The sequence below is a fragment of the Bacillus cereus group sp. BfR-BA-01355 genome (assembly GCF_022663675.1).
Classification (GTDB): domain Bacteria; phylum Bacillota; class Bacilli; order Bacillales; family Bacillaceae_G; genus Bacillus_A; species Bacillus_A thuringiensis_S.
Genome location: NZ_JAKUFY010000047.1, coordinates 19,920 through 39,822 on the forward strand (window position 1 = coordinate 19,920; position 19,903 = coordinate 39,822).

Sequence of the window (19,903 nt, forward strand, 5' to 3'; positions counted from 1 at the left end):
AGTAGGTGCAAAATGTACCATTTGAAAAAGAGTGAATTGCAAAAAGGAATCCGTAAAGGATTCCTTTTTTGTTTCTTTGAAAATGAAGCAATGTTCTAATTATCTCATTCATTTTTATGAATACGCTGCGATCTTATAAACTAAAAAGGCTTTTATGGAAATTTGCCATATTCCTGTAACAAAACAAAGGTATGTTATGTGTGTTAAATATAAAGAGAAAGAAGGAAAAGTTGTGAAAAAAATTTTGCCAATTGTTGCGTTATTAGGCATGATGAGTTTTGGAGTACAGGAAATGAATGTAAGAGCTGATACATACCACAAGGGCGATTCGAAAATTAGTTTTTGGGATTCGAAAAGAAAGGGTACTAATTTCATGAATAGTACGTCATTACCTGAAAACTATAAAAGTGCAAAAGAAGCTAATATTGAATATGTACGTTTAGCACCTGATAAATGGGCAAAAGATAAAGATTTTCTATTTGAGGATAAACCAGATACTTCTGGAAAGGATTTTCTGATAGGTAATGCAGATAACTATCAGGGATTAGTAAAGGAGGATTTAGAAAAATTAAAGGCGGATTTAGATGCCGCACAATCACAAGGAATGAAAGTTGTTCTTACAATGTTATCTTTACCTGGTGATCGATGGCGCCAATTTAATAATAACAAGAATGACGACAGAATATGGGAAGAAGAGAGGTATCAAGAACAAGCAAGTCAATTTTGGAAGGACCTTGCTCTGGAATTAAAAGATTATCCTGCGGTGGTGGGTTATAATATTATAAATGAACCACATCCAGAAACAGCTAAAAATAATAGATATAATGATTTTTGGACAGAAGATTACGAGAAATGGTATGCAAAAGTGAAGGGAACGACAGCGGATTTAAACAGATTGTATCAAAAAGTAATCAATTCCATTCGTGAAGTAGACCAAGAAACACCAATTATTTTAGATTCAGGTTTATATGCTACTCCATGGGCTTTTAAATATTTAAAACCAGTAAAGGATAAAAAAACGCTTTACGCATTTCATATGTATGAACCATATGAATTAACGAGTCAAGGTGAAAAGAAAAATAAAGAATATCAATATCCAGGATTAGTAAAAGTAGGAGACTTAGAGAAACCTGTAATGTGGAATAAGCAGGGATTAGAGAAATTTTTGAAGCCAATCCAACAATGGTCTAAGAAAAATCATGTATCATCTAATCGAATTATTGCAGAGGAGTTTGGAATTAACCGTACTGTTCCGGGAGCTACCCAATACATGCAAGATCTTATTTCTATCTTCAACCAAAAAGGTTGGCATAAATCATTCTATGCATTCCGTGAAGACACATGGACAGGGATGAATTATGAATTGGGAACAGGAAAAATAAAATGGGATGAAGAGGGTAAACCGGTGCCTCAAGATAATTCACTCTGGGAAGTAATAAAAAAAGATTTACAACCACATAAATAGTTTAGAATATTTGTCCTAAGGACTAAATGTAAGCATCTAATTCAAGTAGAATTAGATGCTTTTTTTCAAAAAAGGTGGAAGTTTAAACAAATATAGTTGCAATTGAATTGACCTTTAAACTGAAAAATTTTTATGAATTTTTTGTGAGATTCCAACCCTTAAATGTTGAAAATTATTTACTGATTTCTCCAATTGGATATATTTCTCCAATCGGATGGAAGTTTAGAATACAGAATCAAAACATAATAAGCTGTTATCGATGAGTTTATCGTAAAGTTGTTATTTAATGTGTCATCAAATAACATTTATATACAATAATAAATAAAGAAAAGGAGATGTTTATGAAAAAATATAGAGTAATAGATACAACTTAAATAGTATGAATAGTTTAGATTGTAAAAACATGAAGAAGAAAACAAAAAATCCTTAAGAGTACTAAGGAAAAATGAAGGAGATAATATGGGGAATAATTCAAAATATAAAACTAGAAAAATACTTGCAGCTACTGCTACAGTAACTATGCTTGCGACTGGAATGATTTCTTCATCAGATGTCTTTGCGGAGCAAAAGGAGCAGCAAAAAAATTTATCGACATCACTGCAAAGTGAAAAATCAGTTAAATCAGAAAATAGAACATTTACAGTCCCAGGAAAAGGGGATGTTGAGCTAATAAAACAACAGGAAAGAAAAAGTATGGCATTTAGTCCATATGAACCAACTGGTTTATATGCAAAACCAAATGAACAAATAACGATTAATGTAGAAGGTAATCAAGATATTCAGGTATATATTGGAACGTATTCATATGATGCTTCTTGGAGAGAAGATTCTAAGATAAAATCATTTACATTAAAACCAGGTATAAACACAATCCAATCTCCAAATGGGGGGATGATTTATTTTTATAATAAACAACAAGGTGGTACCATTCGAACAACAATTACAACAGGCGGAACGACTACGCCTTTCTTTGAACTAGGAAAGCATACGAAACAAGATTTAATTAACATGCTGGACCAATATCCAAATGCACATGCAGTGGAGTTAAAAGGAGAACGTGTATTAATTACGGCCAGTCCTGCACGTATTAAGAAATATTTGTTGGGTTCTAATACAGATCCTGTACAACTCTTAAAAAAGATGGATGAAGCTACTCGAATTCAAGACAAAGTAGCTGGATTATCTGAAGAACAAGTAGATAAACATTATGTTCATTACGTAGAAGAAAATCATTCTCCCGATTATTATATGTATGCGACTTCTTATCGAACTGCATATGTAGGAGATGCAATTCAATATGTATTAGATATTAATAAATTTATAAAAGATGGTTGGGGTCCATGGCATGAGGCAGGGCATTTGAGACAGCAATCACCTTGGAAATTTTATAATATGACAGAAGTACAAAATAATATATACAGCCTTTCTGTAGAAAAAGCATTTACATCTAATCAACCTTTTAGATTGCAACAAGAGGGTGCTTATACTAAGGCATTTCAATACTTAGAACAACCTAATAAAAATTATGACGAAGTTAGTGATGTTTTTGTTAAGCTTGTTATGCTTTGGCAACTACAGCTAGCATATGGAGAGGATTTCTATCCTAAATTGCATCAATTGTATAGAGACATGCCTTCAAGTGAACTTCCACAAACTGATGAAAATAAAAAACAATTATTTATGATTTCAGCATCAAAAGTAGCCAAACAAAATTTGATTCCTTTCTTTGAGAAGTGGGGATTACGTCCAAATAACGATACTATTCAAAAAGTAGCTGCATTAGGATATCCAATTTTAACAGCAGAGATTTGGAAGAGTACGGATTCTAATCCAATTAAACCAGATATGCCTAATGAAAATAATATTTTAGAAGGAAACCAGTTTGCATGGTCACTAAAAGGAATTAGTGATTTCGAGTTTGCAAAAGTCAATTTTAATAAGTCGACAGAAGAGATGCAAATTGATTTAAAAGCAGGCGTACCACATCATTATTTTAATGAAACATATGCGAGTATTAAAGTACAAAATGCATCAGGAAAAGTAGTATACAATAAAGATATTTATGGGAACAAACAACAAAATGCTGAATCGCAAAAAGTTCCAGTTAAAATAGGGGATTATGTTGAGCTGACACATCTAGAAGGTGTGCATAGAGCTACTTTAATAAATGTAGGTAACAGTAAACAAGAAAGTTTTGGAAAAAAAGGCATGTACGAAGTTACAAAAGAAGGCTTGAAGAAAGTAGAAAAAATGCCAGAAACAACGGTTTTAGATGGAAATCATTTTGGGTGGTCTTTAAAAGGATATAGTGATAGAGAAATCGCAAAAGTAGATTATAATAGGACAACAGAGAAAATGCAGGTGAATTTAGAAGCAGGCGTACCACATTCTTACTTTAATAATACGTATGCAAGTATTACAGTAAAGAATTCAAATGGTGGTGTTGTGTACAATAAGGAAATAGTAGGGAATAGACAACAAACTGCTGAAAGCCAAACCGTGCCCGTAAAAGTGGGAGATTACATTGAGTTTACCCATATAGAAGGGGAAGCAGTAAAGGAAAAAACACGCGCTACACTTATTAATCTTGAGAATAATAAACAAGAATATATGGGCAAAAAAAGAACCTATCAAGTTACTTCAACGGGATTAAACAAAATAGATTAACATGAAAAACATTCTAAGTATTAGTTGGATGCAAATAGTCGTTCATTATGAACGGCTATTTGGCTTTTATTTAAAGAAAGGTGAAATGAAAATACTCTCTCTTTTGTATATACTTTCGTTTCCAAAAATTTCTACGTTTTTTTATCAGGGGGAAAATAATTTAAAAAATGTGCTTGAGAATTGATACATGTTTAATTGCTATAGATTTGAGAAAAAAGAAACAGAATAGTAAGGTATTTGTTGATAAATCCTCTCAAGTGTTACAAAATTTTACATATTTGGTATGATATATATGAGTTCTATGTATATTAAGGGAGGAATGGGAATGAAAAGGTTCATAACACGTGCAAGTGGTAATACAATCTCAAAAAGGTTAGTTTTAATGGTGTTGTCGATGGTTTTAATGATAGTGATGATTACACCATCGAATGATGTATCGGCAGCCAATCTATCAAAAGCAGGTTCACTAAAAGGCGTGAATTTATTTAATGGAAGTTGGACAGTTGCTATACAGGCAGCAAATTTACAATATGTTTCGGCTGAGCCTTCGGGAAATATAATAGCAAATCGTAATGCAGTTAATGAATGGGAGAAATTTGAATTAATTTCGACTGGGGAATTATATACGTACGCTTTAAAAGCTAAAAGTAATGGGAAGTATGTTTCGTTTGAGCCAAATGGTAGAGTAGTAGCAGATCGTACATCAATTGGTGCATGGGAAAAGTTTATCTTATATAATGGTGGAGACAATAGGATATATGTATTACAAGCACTAAGTAATGGTAGATATATATCAGCAAATGGTGGTAGAGAATTAACAGCTACTAGTTATGTAGCTGGAAGCTGGGAAAGATTTGTTATTGTATACTTCTAAACTTTGAAGTGTTATATATCTAAATGATAATAGCATGTTTAGTTTGTATAAATACCTAATACAATAAATTGTTAAGTATGTAATACAAGTGTATATTAACGTGTAAAAGGGCTGCAAATAATTAGCGGTCCTTTTTGCATGTTAAATAAGCACTTACTGAGGTTATAATGAAAAGAAAAAGAACCCTATAGGGTTCTTTTTCAAGGCATATTAACAGTAAGGAGAATTATGAAATGCTACTTCAAATCTTTATTAGGGGAAAGATTTTGAATAAGCTTAACATACATCTATTTTTACATAAATGTAATATATAGTAAATTGATAATGTTTATACTTACTATTACTAATATTCAATTAAGATAGTTAGCACTATTTGTATAGTGTTAATGAAGTGCATATTTAGAAAACTAATAATGGCCACAAGTTGGTTATATATGTCTAATATTATATTTTATTTACTAAAAGAGCTTATAGATATATTATTTTAAAAATTAATTAACATTTAAACAATTTTAACTGAAATTGGGTGTGTATTAACTAAAAGTAAATAAAATAAACAAAGACCCTGTAATGAATACAGGGTCAAATACAGGGTTAAGGGAACGCATAGTTTCTCAAAATCATAATAGCATATATTCTTTGTATAGCTACATGAGGATTTTGACAGAATTAAGAAAAAGACAGAAATCTGTAAGAAAGCAAATATATTGCTGGAAATTTGATTTGAAATTAAACTATAAGGCATATTGAAATAGATGGAAACTCTTGAGTACCGTGATTAAATATGAGGTTTAGATTAGAGGGATAATTGGATCTTACTGAAAAGGCAAAATGTTTTTTAGATTAAAAGAAGAAAAGGCACTTTTGGGTGCCTTTTCTTTAGGTAAACAGTTTACATATTGCTGAATTATACACGAAACCATAATTCGACTATGAAGTAAATCTTAATATAATTCTAAATAGAAAAATATGTAATATTATATTTGAGTTTTTAATTATTTTATCGAATATAGAGTAGCAATGTAAATAAAAGGGCATGCATTCGTATCTGCAGCCCTTTTTAGGAGGAATTCAAGATACCAATAGGACACGTATTGGTAAACAGGTTCAAAAATAGTATATGTGAAAAGAAAAAGTCCTATACCAAAAGTAGACAGGACCTTATTTTTTACAATTTCAAAAATGACATTCTGTCCTTTTTGAAATTAGTACAACACACACTTGGTTTGTAATAAAGTTAGAAAAAGTATACATGAAAATGGCAGACAACTATTTTGTTGCCTGCCGGTGCTAGTGGGTTGAATGAGTTAGTCAATTCAATAAATTGCTACCCCATTACCAGAAGAGTGAAGCCGCTAGTTCAAACGGCTTATACATAGTTTTCCTAATAAAGAAAAAATTATGAGTAAAGATTTTGTTTGCTCTATATGAAAAGATAAATAGATATTCATCAGACAAGGATAATTTAGCATACCTTGAATAGGGTGAAGGAACGAATTAAATAAAAGGATTTTTGTTTAGGAAGGGACTGACTCAGGAATGGGACTTTCGGACAGGGTTTGGGGGGCGATGATTGCCTTTGGCATTGCGACTAATATCGTTGCTTGTATGATGGCAGTATACATTCAAAAATATGAGCTAATGATAAATCATCTTACAAATATTTTATTTTTAATAATTATCTCTTTAACGTTTATTAAGATGAAAATTAACAGATGGGTGGCTTTAGGATTTACATTTGTTGTAATAGAGAAAGGTATTAAGGCGGGATATGACTTCTACACACATGATTATTATGGTGTCAGTTGGAGTTTAGCTATCATTGTCTATTGCATATACGAGATGAAAAAGTATCATATTGAAATAAATGAATAGTCTCAACAATAAGATGTTAGTAGGTGTAATTTTTTAAATAATAAAAAAAAGACACTACAAGAGTGTCTTTTTTTTGAAAATACTCTATAATTAACTTTGGGGAAGGTAATGTTAGAGTATTCGTTTAGCATTATCTTTATATTTGATAAACCATGAAATCGAAGGATTTTGTGGTTTATTTTTTGAACAATAGATATTACAGTATTGGCAGTGAGCTAGTGATCATTTTAAGCATTAGGAGAGAATGGATTAAAAGTCTAACATCGAATAACGGTTCCGGAATATAGTGTTGCGAAATGATCTCCCATATCCCAAACGGTACTTGCCTGTATATAGCCCTTAAAGCCTTCTGAAGAATAATAAATCTCTTTTGGTATACTTTCTTTAGTTTGGAAATGTGCTTTAGAGTACTTTACATAATGGTTTTTAACAACTTTTGCATCTGGAACAATAGTGTTTTTTTGTTCCAATGTTGGCCTAGCACTAGAAGGTGATATAAATTTTACAGTGTCTTGGTAATTAGGATCTAAGGTGTCAGCTTGTACACTGTGTGACGAAACAATTGTGCTTAAACTACTTCCCGCGATTAAAGTTGCAAATACTAACTTTGAGAATTTTGTTAATCTACTCATTCTATAATCTCCTTTTTATTATTTTGTAAGGTATCTCCTTACACCTCACAGTCTATATCCACTACAAAAGGGTGTACATACATATTGATAGACAAAATTCTACAAAATACCTCATGTTTTTGGGGACGTGTATAATAATCCAATGTTTAATAATTTATCAGAAGTAAAAAAGTAAGTCTTATATAAAAGAAAAAGAATAATTTATGCAGGTAATGTATATAAAATTATTGTTTGAATATTCTAAAATGAGTTGATAAAGATGTGGGATTGTTTTTTAGAAAATAAATGATTCCAAAGATTAAATTTAGAAGTTTAATTCTCTTTGTAAGTTTATTTTTATAATACTATTCACAGGTGTAGATTATTAAGATTTAAATATAAAATGTCTAAAGATTTTTGTACAACCAAACAGTTAAAATATAAAAAAGTGAGAAAAATGATAAACATTCTTCTCACTTTCATCAATTAGGGTGGCATATACATAAATATGCGTTTGGGTAGATTTTTGAATGAAAAATCCACATGCATAGTATAACAAAAAAAATAGGGCTTTTCACATGTAATATTGCATATGAAATATAGTAAAGTTTTAAATTTTAATATTACAAACTTGTATATACGTGTTACAATGTAATTCTCTAATTTATTTTATTCAGCTATTTAGAATTTATGTTTTAGTTAATTTATTATGGTAAGGATTTCATCTGATTGGATTAGCGCTAAACTAGATTTTTATCCAAACAAATCCAATAATTATTTTTAAAATGAAGTATATGTTGTATCCAATTTATTTGGAATAATTCGTAGTCTAATAATTGCTGAATCTAGAAAAAAACATATTCGAAAGGAGGACAGATAAAACTCTGCCTGTGAAATTTAAATCGCTAAATGGTAAAGTGCGGATGATAGGATGTAATTGTGATTTCATTTCGAATGGTACCATAAATGAATATGGAAAAATATAGGATAAAAATTTAAATAAACTATATAAGTAGTAAAAATGAAAAGGAGAAGTATCTAGTGTTTAATATAAAAGAAAGATTGGGACAAATAAAGCTTAAAACGAAGTTGTCTATGGCATTTATAGCAATATTAATTATACCAAGCCTTATCGTAGGAGTATCATCTTATAATAAAGCAAAAACAGATCTTAATGAAACAATTCTACAATCAGCAAAAGATAATATAAGTATTTTAGACAAGATTGTTGATGATGAATTAGAAAATAAGCATACAGATGTCACTCATTTTGCAAAGGTACTCACACAAGGGGATTATAATCCTGAACAATCGCAAAATGTACAGAGTAAATTTGATCAATATATACAGTTACATCCAGAGATAGAAACGATTTATACGGCATCCAGTAACAATCAATTTATTCATGCACCTGTTGGCAAAATACCAGAAGGGTTTAATCCGTTAGAAAGTAGTTGGTATAAGGATGCAGTAAAAGCAAATGGAGAGATTATTGTTTCATCTCCCTATAAATCAAAGTCTACAGGAAATATGGTAATTGCAATTGCAAAGCAAAATGCAGATAAAAGTGGTGTCATTGGCGTAGATTTGAATATTACAGATATCGTAAAAACATCCAAAATGATAAAAATTGGAAAGCAAGGATTTGTATCTATAGTTAGTCAAGATAAAACTATAGTTGTTCATCCATCACTAAAGCCTGGAGAGAAATTAGAGAAAACTTTAGCGGATGAATTGTACAAGACAGAAGATGGAGTAATTACTTATAGCCTCAATGGCGAAGATCGAAACATAAGCTTTAAGACAAATAAAAAAACAGGTTGGAAAATAGCTGGCGTAATGCCTACGAAAGAAATTGAAGAAGCTACTAATCCTATTTTTTATAAAACGTTCACTATAATAGGGGCTTCATTATTGTTAGGTGGAATTGTAATTCTATTCATACTCAGATCTATAATTACTCCACTAAGACAATTAGTCATTTCAGCTCAAAGAATTAGTCAAGGAGATTTAACCGAGAAAATAGATATTCGTTCAAAGGATGAACTTGGTCAATTAGGTGGTAGTTTCAATACAATGGCAGAGTCGTTACGTAATATTATTTCTCAAATTAACACATCTGCAGGACATGTAGCTGCGTCTTCTGAGGAACTAACTGCTAGTGTAGAGCAAGCAAGTGTTGCGACAGAACAAATTACAAAAGAGATGGAAGAAATCTCGAACAGTGCAGAAGTTCAAAATAATGAAGTTGAGTCTGGAGCCGAATTAATTGGTGAGGTAACACGAAATATTCAATATGTAGCTGAGAATGCATCTGAAGTATCGGCTTCATCCATATACACAAAACAAAAAGCCAATGAAGGTGAACAATTAGTAGAACAAACTGTAGCACAAATGCAGTCTATCCATCACTCTGTTTCTCAATCCGATAATGTAATAAAATTATTAGATAAGAAATCGCAACAAATTGGAAGTATATTAGAAGCGATTCAAAATATTGCGGAACAAACAAATTTATTAGCATTGAATGCAGCAATTGAAGCAGCTAGAGCAGGAGAACAGGGTCGAGGGTTTGCAATTGTTGCGGATGAAGTTAGGAAGCTAGCAGAGCAATCATCCGAATCTTCGATGGAAATTGGAAGCTTAATTAAGGAAATACAAGCAGACGTACATGAGACTGTAAAAGCTATGAATGAAGTGGGAGTAGAGGTACAGTCGGGAATTAAAGTTGCGAACGATACAAAGCAAAGTTTTTATGAGATTTCAAAATCTGCAAATGATATTGTGTCAAAAGTGCATGGTATGGTGGAACTATCTAATACAATGACTACTGATGCAATGAAAGTCGATACATCGATTGATCAAATAGCTATGGCTGTAAAAGAGAATTCTTCAAGTATGCAAACGATTGCTGGTTCATCTGAGGAACAACATGCTTCTATGGAAGAGATAAATTCTTCAGCAATACAATTAGCACAGATGGCAGAAGAACTTCAAGAGTTAATTGGTGGATTTAAGATTTAAGTTGAGATTCTAGGAGAGAATGCTAGAATCTTGTTACAGAGTGGAAATGCATAGTAAATAAGTATAATATATACTCTCTATGCGCGTATTGAACAGGCAGAAAACCCATTTAAAAACCCTCCATTTGGAGGGTTTTTAAATACATTTACATTAAATTTGTGGTGGTGCACCACCATAATCGCCAACACTATATGAAGGAGCAGGATAATGCCCATGAGTAGCAAGCTGATCTGTTTTAGAAAACTGAAAAATTCCCACCGTTAATACCCCAATAAAAGCAATGCCTGATAATAATAAGCTAATTTTTTTCATTATTTTAACACTCCTTTTGCAATTGATTTTTGTCTTGCTTGATAACAAATATGGAAATAGTCACTTACTTTTTGGTGGTTCTCTAATTGTCTACATTTTGTGGCAAATAATTCAGCGTATTCGACAACATATTCCCATAATTCTTCTTCCTTAAAGTATAAGATTCCTTCTTGAATGATTTTTTCTAATTCTTCCAATGGAATATTTTCGTTTAATCTTTTTAAAATAGAGAAGTGGTGTGTGTATTCTTCGTTATGAATTTTTCTGCAAATCTGTAATCCCTTATCAATGAGTTGGCTGGCCGTTGATTGTTCTCCTAATTTATAATGTTCCTTAGCTTGTAGGAAGATGGCCTTGAAGTGTGTAGGGATTTTCTCTGTTACTTCTGAAAGGTGACGAATAGCTAAAGTAGACATACTTTGATCAGAATACAGCCACCCCATAGTATTTTTTACATATAACAAGGAATCTTCTTCCCTATTTTTTTGTAGTAAATCAATTGCACAATGTAGATATTCTTCTGCTTGTTCGTACTGTTTTAAATAGATGCAGCAACCACCTAGCAAACTATTACAAAAGGCTGTTTTTACTTCATAACCTTCATACTTTGAAAAGATTGCTCTCGATTTATTTGCGTATTCGATAGAAGCGAGATTGTTATAGGTATGGTGATAGAAAGTAGCAATTCTATAGTAAAATTCAGCATGTTCAATTTCATCTGGTATAGCTACCAATATTTTTTCTGCTAGTTTATAATGTTCTTCTGCCTCAGTATAATTTGATATAAAAGTGGAATGAATGGATTTGAAAAAGTGATAATAGAATCGTAGAAATTGATCTGTAGGCATATCATAATCGCTAATAGTATCAAAACTATTTTGTTGAATACCAAGGCTATCTGTTAAGACCTTGTAACGAAATTCGAGTAGTGAATAGTATAGTAACAAATTTTGATCCTGATGTTCTTGATCCGGTTCAATGCTTAACTTATTAATTTTTTCATCAATTTTCTTTTTTAGATTAGTAGCTTTTATAACTTGTTGAGATAGCATTGCTCGATACCAGTCGTTCAATAGAGAGGTTAATTGCTCATTTCCCTTTACTGAAACACTCATAATATACGCCCCCATTTTCTAAAAAAATCCTAATCCAATTTAATTATAAACATCATAACAAAATAGAAGAAAAAATGGAGTGATATTACAATATTTTTCAAGAAAATTCAGAAAAAATAATCAATTTATGTCGAATATACTCATAATAAAACATCCGAAAATTATCAAAAGATAATATGAGTCTTTATACGTTCTATCAGGTGAACTTAGAAACTGTGATTGAAGATTTATGAAATTTTCTTTTCTTAAAACGGATCAATTACGTATTAATTTTTAAATTATTTTATCGGATACATATAGTATGTATCACCACCAAATGTATAAATCTTGCGTATGTAAATAAGAAAAGAATAAAGAAAACAAAAGAAGAACTTGTAAGAATTTCTACAAGTTCTTCTTTTGGATAATGTAAAAAGGTGAAACAGACTATCTCATTATTTGTAATAGTGAAATTATCTTACTTATGGTTTTGTTTTATAGAAGATGTACTATTATATTTGAAGATTTGTTCTAAATGTTGATTAAAGGAAAATTAAAGACTGGTAGGGGAGAAGTGCATAAAAGAGAAAGCCTTCTTTACTTATTCTGAAAAGATAATTCAAAAAGCAATTTGTGTATAGAATAAGCAATGCATGAATTCATCGACATTGGTGATAATAAATAAGAGAATCATAAGCATGAACTTTAGTGGAATAGCTACAAGAAGGGGATAATTATAAAATTGTTAAAGCTCAGTATAATTCTATAATAGTAGATATAATTATTGGAATTTTCAACTTAGTTACTTTTCGGGTAGGGTAAGTAGAAGAAAATAGGAAGTTTTTCTTTGAAGAAAGCTCTTTTGACAGGAATAGATTTTCTCATAACTAGAACAAATAAATTAATAATCGCATATACTGTATTGTCGTTAAAGCAAGACAGTATTTTCTCATAACAAGGGAATCACTAGAAAAATATGTGATTCCTTTATTCTTCAGTATAATGTCAATAGTTGATTTGAAATAATCGAAGAAATAAAATCTTTGTTAATGGACAATCACATCATTTTAGGTATAGTAGGTTTATAATTTAGACTATAAAAATTAATGTGTCTTTTATTATTTTAACCAAGAAGACTCCCTCCATAAGGAACTCACAGCAAGTATGAGTAAGTGGGAGTAGTTCAAAGCATGCAATATTGTTTGATTTGGCTAATACATAGATTTATCATCTCAGAACTGGTGTAAGAATTATAATGTTTATACCATTCTATTGTATTTTCTAAAGTCTGTTGTAGGGACCATTTTGGTTGCCAATCAAGATTGAATTTTGCTTTGCTAATGTCAAGATTTAGTAAATTTGCTTCATGAAAATTTATTGCGCCTATATTTTCTGCTGTCCAATCCCCACAGCCCCAAATATCTAGTAAACTTGTCACTAATTTTTCTACTGGAACAATATTGCTTAAGGATGGCCCGAAGTTCCATGCTCCTGAATAAAGGATACCATTATTTATAATTTTTTCTGTAAGGAGTAAATACCCGCTTAAGGGTTCTAGTACATGTTGCCAGGGTCTAATAGCAGTAGGGTTTCTAATAATAATCTTTTTGTTTGATTCTAATGCTCGTATACAATCAGGAATAATTCTATCTATTGACCAATCACCACCACCAATTACATTACCAGCTCGAACGCTTGCAATTATTTTCTTGTGGTGAGAAAAGTTTTCTTCTGAAAAGTAAGAATTTCGATAGGAAGAAATTAAAAGTTCGCAGCATCCTTTGCTTGAGCTATATATGTCATGGCCACCCATAGGATCAATTTCACGATAACCCCAAGGCCATTCTTTATTTTCATAGCACTTGTCACTTGTCACCATAATTCCTATTTTAGCTGATTCATGTAATCGAATTGCCTCTAGTACATTCATAGTTCCTACAACGTTTACCTCGTATGTTTCTCTAGGATATTCATATGAATACTTAACTAGAGGTTGGGCAGCTAAATGGAATACAATTTCAGGTTTATAATCTGTAAAAACCTTATTTAATTTATTAAAATCCCTAATGTCTCCACGAATATCAATTATATTGTTTTGAAGGTTAGTAATGTTAAAGTTATCATTTTTATTTTTAGGATCCAATGAATATCCGATTACAGTAGCACCTAATTCATTCAACCATAGGGATAACCAAGAACCTTTAAAACCAGTATGTCCAGTAATTAAAATTGTCTTTCCGTAAAAAGCATTATTAAAGTTTTGATTTAACAATTAGTCCACCTCCTTTAGTACCCTATTTTTAGGGGATTAGGTATAAATGTTTATTATTTTTATACCAATTAACAGTTTTTATAATTCCTTCTTCAATATTAATTCTAGGTTCCCAGGAAAGAGAGTTTTTTATTTTTTGCACATCTGCTTCAGGAACCCATCTTTCATTCGTTCTAGATGGAATTGCACCGTAATTTGGTCTGGAATTGGTTTTCAAATGTTTGAATAATAATTCTACATAATGTTTCAAGGGGTAAATAGTGCCACTCCCAATATTAAAGATTTCATTTTGTACAGTAGTATTCTCTACTGCTAGGATACAGGCATCTATTATATTTTCTATATAACAATAATCTCTTAATTGATTACAGAAAGTTAAATTTACATCTTTGTTTTGTAATACTTGCAAGATTATATAGCTAAAAATTTTATGTGGCTCCTCGCTTTCTCCGAATATGCCAAAAGGTCTTAATGTTATAAGATTAATGCTGTTTTCGCTAGCAATTTGATGGGCGAGTATAGTAGCAGCAGCTTTGGTACTTCCGTAGATATCCACAGGAGTTAGTAACATATTTTCATGAATAGGTTCCATCTTGTTACCGTATTCAGAACTACTCCCAAAATTGATAATTTTTTTACAATTCACCAATTTTGCTGCTTGAATAATGTTACATGTCCCTATAATATTTGTTTCTATAGCATGCATGTAATCTGTATGGGCAGAATTTACACCATAGGCTGCCAGGTGAAAGATATAATCCGGATTAACTTTCTTTATTGCATCCTGTACTTGTTTTCTATCTCGTATATCTATTTCATAGGTTTCAATATTTTTTATAATATCCTTTAGTCTCCAAAAATTTGATGGTGTTCTTATGAAAAGAACAATTCGTGCTTGTAAATTTAAAAGTCTTCGTGCCAAGTGAGAACCAATAAAACCGTATCCACCAGTAATAAGGAAAGTTTTATTTTTAAATGAAGTAATCATAGTGAAAATCTATCCTTTATTAAGATTTATTTTTAAATAAGGAGAGTATCAGTCTTAATTGTAATGAGGGGAGGAGTATTTAAAATAATTTTTTATTGTCGTTGTATCAATTTGGTCAGCAAATAAAGAGGAGGGGGATTTTTGAAAAGTATTATGAAGGGTATGACATGTCTTGTTCAATTGTTCAATATAAGGAATGTATATATAATCTAAAACTTCTGGAGGTAATTCTAAAGTTTCTTGTTTCCATAAATCGAACTCATTTGGATTAATAATTTGCATACTTCCAAAATGAAAAGCTATTAATTCATCTTGATCAATAAAAACTTTTTTATCTGTTTTTGATATAGAACTGCTATTTAAAATGACATTCCAAGGTGCTGCATCAATACCTTTATGAGTCATGATTTTTATATTAGAAAAGATGTTAGGAATGTGATTTAAATATTTTTGGTCACCCCATCTATTCATTTCAACATCATAATGATTATTGCAATATTCTAGGCATTTATCTTTCCACCATGTTAAAATTTCTTTGCTATTTTGATCGTTTTTGAAGCCTACTAAACCAGCTTGATATATACCGTGTATGTTTTCAATTTCAGTAGAGCTTCTTTGGGGGCAAAGGAATACAGAGTATTTCCACCATTCATCAAGAATGATATTAGGTGCTGTAAAGAAATACATATCAGCATCACAATATATAATGTGATCAACTTCCGGATAAAGACTAAGGACATGTAGACATAGGGGCGCTTTTAATGTCCAACAATATTCTTGTAAACTTCTATCATTTTTTATACTGAGGAGTTCATGATTTTCAATATCTTTTACTGGAATTAGTATGGCGTGCTTTAATTTTAATGTCTCTAATATTTGATAAGTTAAATCATCCATACAACAAATCCATACAGTAAATTTAGCGTTGAAATTTTCTAAGGAATAATAAGAGGTCAATCCTTGAATTAATCGTTCTTTACTTATAATCATGGAAAAGTTCATAAAATAATTGGATTGATTCATTTTTCTTCTTAATTGTGAATCTTTATATAAGGTTTGAGCTTTATTTATATCTTTTTTACTTAAAAATTGTTTAGTATCTTTATTGAATTTATTTTTTAATTGATTTAAAACAAATTGAATTCTCTCTAAATACGGAGTGTAAATATGGTTTAATATATTATTGGGTATTGAAATTGCTCCTAAAGACCAAAGATCAAAATCATTTTCATTAAAGATAGTAATACATGCAAAATGGTAAACAACTAGTTTGTCGTTTTCAATAAATACATCGTTTTTAGTCTTGTCAATTTTATAATCGTTATTATATATACAGTTCCAAGGCGCAGCATTTATACCTAAGTTATTTGAAATTTTTACTTTTGGAAAATATATAGGGATATAATCTAAATACTTTTGGTCTCCAAATTTCCCCTCCTCAGCCTCGGCACTGCACCAATCTAGACATTTATTTTTCCACCATCTTACACTTTTTAGTCCATAGAGATCATTCTTAAATCCAATTAGCCCAGCCTGATATTTTCCATACATTTTTTCTACCCAATCACGATCTCTTTGGGGGGTAAGGAAAATAGAGTATTCACCCCATTCCTCAAAAATAATATTAGGATCAGAGAAAAAGCATAAATCACCATCACAATATAGAATAGATGGTAAATCATAATTGACCAATAAATATTCTATCAAGACAGATTTTAAAGTCCAACAATATTCATTTACTTTTCTTTTTCTTTTAATTGCTTTTAGTTCACTATCTTCTAATTCTTCAACTTGTAACAGGTTTACATTAATTAAATTCATTTCTTTTAATAGTGAATATGCAAAAGGGTCTATACAACAAATCCACAACGTGAATTTTTCTGAGTACTGCATTAATGATTGCTGTAAAGCAATGATTTTCAAGACATATTCATTACCTACAATGACACAGAAATGATTATTTAGATCATGTTGTTGATTATAGAATTGGGGATTCATTCTTTTTTGAGTATTTTTTTTGGAGAGATTTGAAGCTTTAATTCCTGTTGAAAGCGGGTTAACTATTTTCTCATTAGAGGGGATATACAATCGAGGTAAACTTATTTTTTTATCATTAGAGTTCAATGTTTATTCAGTCCTCTCCACTAAAATTTATTAGGATTCCAACTTTCATCTACAGTTTTTAAATCTTTAGGTGTATCGACACTAGCCCAAAAGTCATTGTGTTCATAGACTGCGAGTTCATTGTCTTTTATTAAATTGCGAAGAGGATCTTCTTCTAGAACACAATCATCACTATCACCTAAATAATCGAATATTTCTTTGTTAAATACAAAAAAACCGCCATTAATTACTTCATCAAGTAATGGTTTTTCTTTAAAATCAATAGCAATTCCATTTTCGACCGTCAATAGGCCATATTGACTATTTTTTTTAATTCCAGTTAATGTAGCAATTTTTCCTTTTTCTTTATGGAATGCTATTAGTTGATCAATATCTATATTTGCTAATCCATCGCCATAAGTTAATAAAAAGGTTTCATCCTGTACAAAGGGTTCAAGTTTTTTTAGCCTTGCCCCGGTCATTGTATCAATTCCTGTATTTATAAAGTGTATATTCCAATTTTCTAATTCCTGAAGTAGCGTATATTGATTGGTTTTAAAATTCAAACTAAAGTCATTCTCTTTCCAGCTAAAGTCCATAAAATATTCTTTAATTTTCTCACCTTTATATCCTAGGGGCAAAATGAAATCAGAATGTCCATATTTTCTATACCAATTCATTATATGCAAGAGGAGAGGCTTTCCTTGAACTCGAACTAATGGTTTGGGAATGTCCTCTAAAATTCCTTGCATCCGAAGCCCTTTTCCGCCACACAAAATTATGACTTTCATAAATTTCTTTCCTTCCTCTCTATATATTTTACTAATTTAAACTATGTAGTTTGTTTGATAAATGTATACACGGTTGTACCATAATGACAATCAACTAAAAAATATATGTTAGATTTATAATTCAAATGCTGATTAAACGTGAAGAATACGCACTGTAGTTTATTCTCAATCTTATGTAAATTAGGTTATTCTAAAATCAATGCTTTATTTTATTTAATACTAATGAAAGAAATTACTTGTTTGTAAGATAAAAGAAGGGGAGGGGAATCAAGGGAATTAAAGAAGCTTATAATGAAAAATCTAAGAAGGAAATTAACTATTTAAAGGAAGAGTGAACAAATATTACATTGTAGATTTTACAAATTTAAAAAAGAGCACCGTATAAAGGTGCTCTAGTGATGGAATCAATTTTGTAAAGAACCATTTATTCAATAAAGAAGGACTTATGAGTTATTATATGAACGGTTTATTAATTAAGTGTGTATCAATTAGATGGGAATTTTATTTCTCTACACCTATTTTAATGTACTGGAAAAATCATGTTAAAAGTAAGAAGAAAAGTATTAAGTTAATGTTATTTTATTTAAAATATAATTCCAATCGGAATCATCACCTTCCCATCTATCCTGATAACGTGGGAGTTCAATTGAACAAACCCTCGATATTCCCCAATTTTGTTCAACGATATTAGATATATCCTCCTTAAAATTGACAATAAGAATATTAAAATCTTTATTTGTAATTTCGGATAATACGTTTTTTAATTCAACCGCTTCATCTCGATTTCCCCAAATCCTAATGAATAAAATTGATTCACTACTATTTATTTTTTCAAGGAATCGATTAATTCTAGTGTCTAATTTAGCTTTAAAAGAAGGATAGGTTGATTTCCAATCCTTTTCTGAGTCAATAGGAAAGTCATGCATTGAAAAACAATTATAATAAGTGTCCTTTATACAATAGGTAATTCGTTCTGCCCATTTAGTTTGATTATCAAATTCTGATTCAATAAGACCGTAACTTTCTGAACCTTCTATGACCATATTTTCCAACTTCATAAATTTTTCAAATCGATTTTGAAGTAATCTGTTTACATCTGAAAGTGATGGATAATAAAACCAATCTAAAGGTCCAGAAAATGTTCTTAAATGGTGCCTTTTGATTTGGTTAGTGACTTGACACAAGCCTCCTAAACTTACAATTACGCCATAGGATTTTTGTATATCATCTAGGTTCATCCTCATCATCCTTTTTAAAAGTAATTTAAATTATCTATTCAGTATATGATGCAATAACATATTGATGTGGACATATATATCAAAGTACATAGAGCTAAGACATTGGTATAAATTTGAAAAGTCAAAATCCCTAAGTTAAGGGATTATATCTTTAATGTTATATCATTGAGTTGCTATTGGGATGAAAGCTGGTAGGGATTATACTCTCCAGTAACTTAAATTAGAAACCAGTTCTTGATTACTACAGTAAAACTGTTGTGCCTTTAAAAGAATCCTTAGATAAAAAAGAAAAATCTATTGGTTAGCATTTAACCAGTAGATTTTTCTTTGAGTTATTATCTTTTACATAATAATTATAGAAGATGGAAAATTCCACTTAGAAATAATTTTAAGCAGAAGAATAGACTAGTCTAATTTCTAATGGTTCCAGTATCTTTTATTTTGACGTGTGTCTTTACATTTATTTTAGCCTCTGCTAACGCTTGCAACCAATTTCCTTTTACTTTTTTCCACTCTTTATATTGAAATGCTCTAGCATATTGGGATAATCCGATTGGATCAATTTTATTCTGTTGTATTTCATATAACA

General features: G+C 30.6%; 14 protein-coding genes. 5 read left to right on the forward strand and 9 right to left on the reverse strand.

What is annotated here, in order from left to right:
- Nucleotides 1-196: 196 nt before the first annotated feature.
- The 4 genes from MR167_RS16745 (at nt 197) to MR167_RS16760 (ending at nt 6,881) form a co-directional block, all read left to right on the forward strand.
- Nucleotides 197-1,465, forward strand: coding sequence for a glycoside hydrolase family 5 protein (locus tag MR167_RS16745; protein ID WP_025989072.1), 1,269 nt, complete (start codon nt 197-199; stop codon nt 1,463-1,465).
- Between the two features lie 459 nt (nt 1,466-1,924).
- Nucleotides 1,925-4,132, forward strand: a complete 2,208-nt coding sequence (locus MR167_RS16750) for a M60 family metallopeptidase (RefSeq protein ID WP_016077401.1) — start codon at nt 1,925-1,927, stop codon at nt 4,130-4,132.
- 325 nt (nt 4,133-4,457) lie between these two features.
- Nucleotides 4,458-5,006: a fascin domain-containing protein gene (locus tag MR167_RS16755; RefSeq protein WP_000819434.1), complete on the forward strand. Its 549-nt coding sequence runs from the start codon at nt 4,458-4,460 to the stop codon at nt 5,004-5,006.
- A gap of 1,539 nt (nt 5,007-6,545) precedes the next feature.
- On the forward strand, nt 6,546-6,881 hold the full coding sequence (locus tag MR167_RS16760) for a hypothetical protein (RefSeq protein WP_000524430.1): 336 nt from the start codon (nt 6,546-6,548) through the stop codon (nt 6,879-6,881).
- A gap of 257 nt (nt 6,882-7,138) precedes the next feature.
- Here MR167_RS16760 and MR167_RS16765 read toward each other — a convergent pair whose 3' ends face one another.
- Entirely contained in the window at nt 7,139-7,513 is a 375-nt protein-coding gene (locus MR167_RS16765) for a hypothetical protein (protein WP_000088964.1), read from the reverse strand.
- Nucleotides 7,514-8,533: 1,020 nt separating this feature from the next.
- Between MR167_RS16765 and MR167_RS16770 the strand changes: the two genes are divergently transcribed.
- On the forward strand, nt 8,534-10,516 hold the full coding sequence (locus MR167_RS16770; RefSeq protein ID WP_000481863.1) for a methyl-accepting chemotaxis protein: 1,983 nt from the start codon (nt 8,534-8,536) through the stop codon (nt 10,514-10,516).
- 150 nt (nt 10,517-10,666) lie between these two features.
- Here MR167_RS16770 and MR167_RS16775 read toward each other — a convergent pair whose 3' ends face one another.
- The 8 genes from MR167_RS16775 to MR167_RS16810 form a co-directional block, all read right to left on the reverse strand.
- Nucleotides 10,667-10,828, reverse strand: a complete 162-nt coding sequence (locus tag MR167_RS16775; protein ID WP_000724107.1) for a hypothetical protein — start codon at nt 10,826-10,828, stop codon at nt 10,667-10,669.
- Nucleotides 10,828-11,943, reverse strand: a complete 1,116-nt coding sequence (locus MR167_RS16780; RefSeq protein WP_000116956.1) for a Rap family tetratricopeptide repeat protein — start codon at nt 11,941-11,943, stop codon at nt 10,828-10,830. Before MR167_RS16780 ends, MR167_RS16775 begins: the two co-directional genes overlap by 1 nt.
- Nucleotides 11,944-13,105: 1,162 nt before the next feature.
- On the reverse strand, nt 13,106-14,194 hold the full coding sequence (rfbG, locus tag MR167_RS16785; protein WP_000934343.1) for a CDP-glucose 4,6-dehydratase: 1,089 nt from the start codon (nt 14,192-14,194) through the stop codon (nt 13,106-13,108).
- 28 nt (nt 14,195-14,222) lie between these two features.
- Nucleotides 14,223-15,182: an NAD-dependent epimerase/dehydratase family protein gene (locus MR167_RS16790; protein ID WP_000633065.1), complete on the reverse strand. Its 960-nt coding sequence runs from the start codon at nt 15,180-15,182 to the stop codon at nt 14,223-14,225.
- A gap of 54 nt (nt 15,183-15,236) precedes the next feature.
- Nucleotides 15,237-17,306, reverse strand: coding sequence for a glycosyl transferase (locus tag MR167_RS16795; protein ID WP_242315040.1), 2,070 nt, complete (start codon nt 17,304-17,306; stop codon nt 15,237-15,239).
- 20 nt (nt 17,307-17,326) lie between these two features.
- The gene (locus MR167_RS16800; RefSeq protein ID WP_000864426.1) at nt 17,327-18,076 is read right to left on the reverse strand and encodes a sugar phosphate nucleotidyltransferase; all 750 of its coding nucleotides are present in this window, start codon (nt 18,074-18,076) and stop codon (nt 17,327-17,329) included.
- Nucleotides 18,077-18,639: 563 nt separating this feature from the next.
- A complete protein-coding gene (locus MR167_RS16805; RefSeq protein WP_001046794.1) occupies nt 18,640-19,314 on the reverse strand; it encodes a papain-like cysteine peptidase in 675 nt (224 codons plus the stop codon).
- A 410-nt stretch (nt 19,315-19,724) separates the two neighbouring features.
- On the reverse strand, nt 19,725-19,903 hold a 179-nt coding region (locus MR167_RS16810), incomplete at its 5' end, for a Ger(x)C family spore germination C-terminal domain-containing protein (RefSeq protein WP_242315041.1).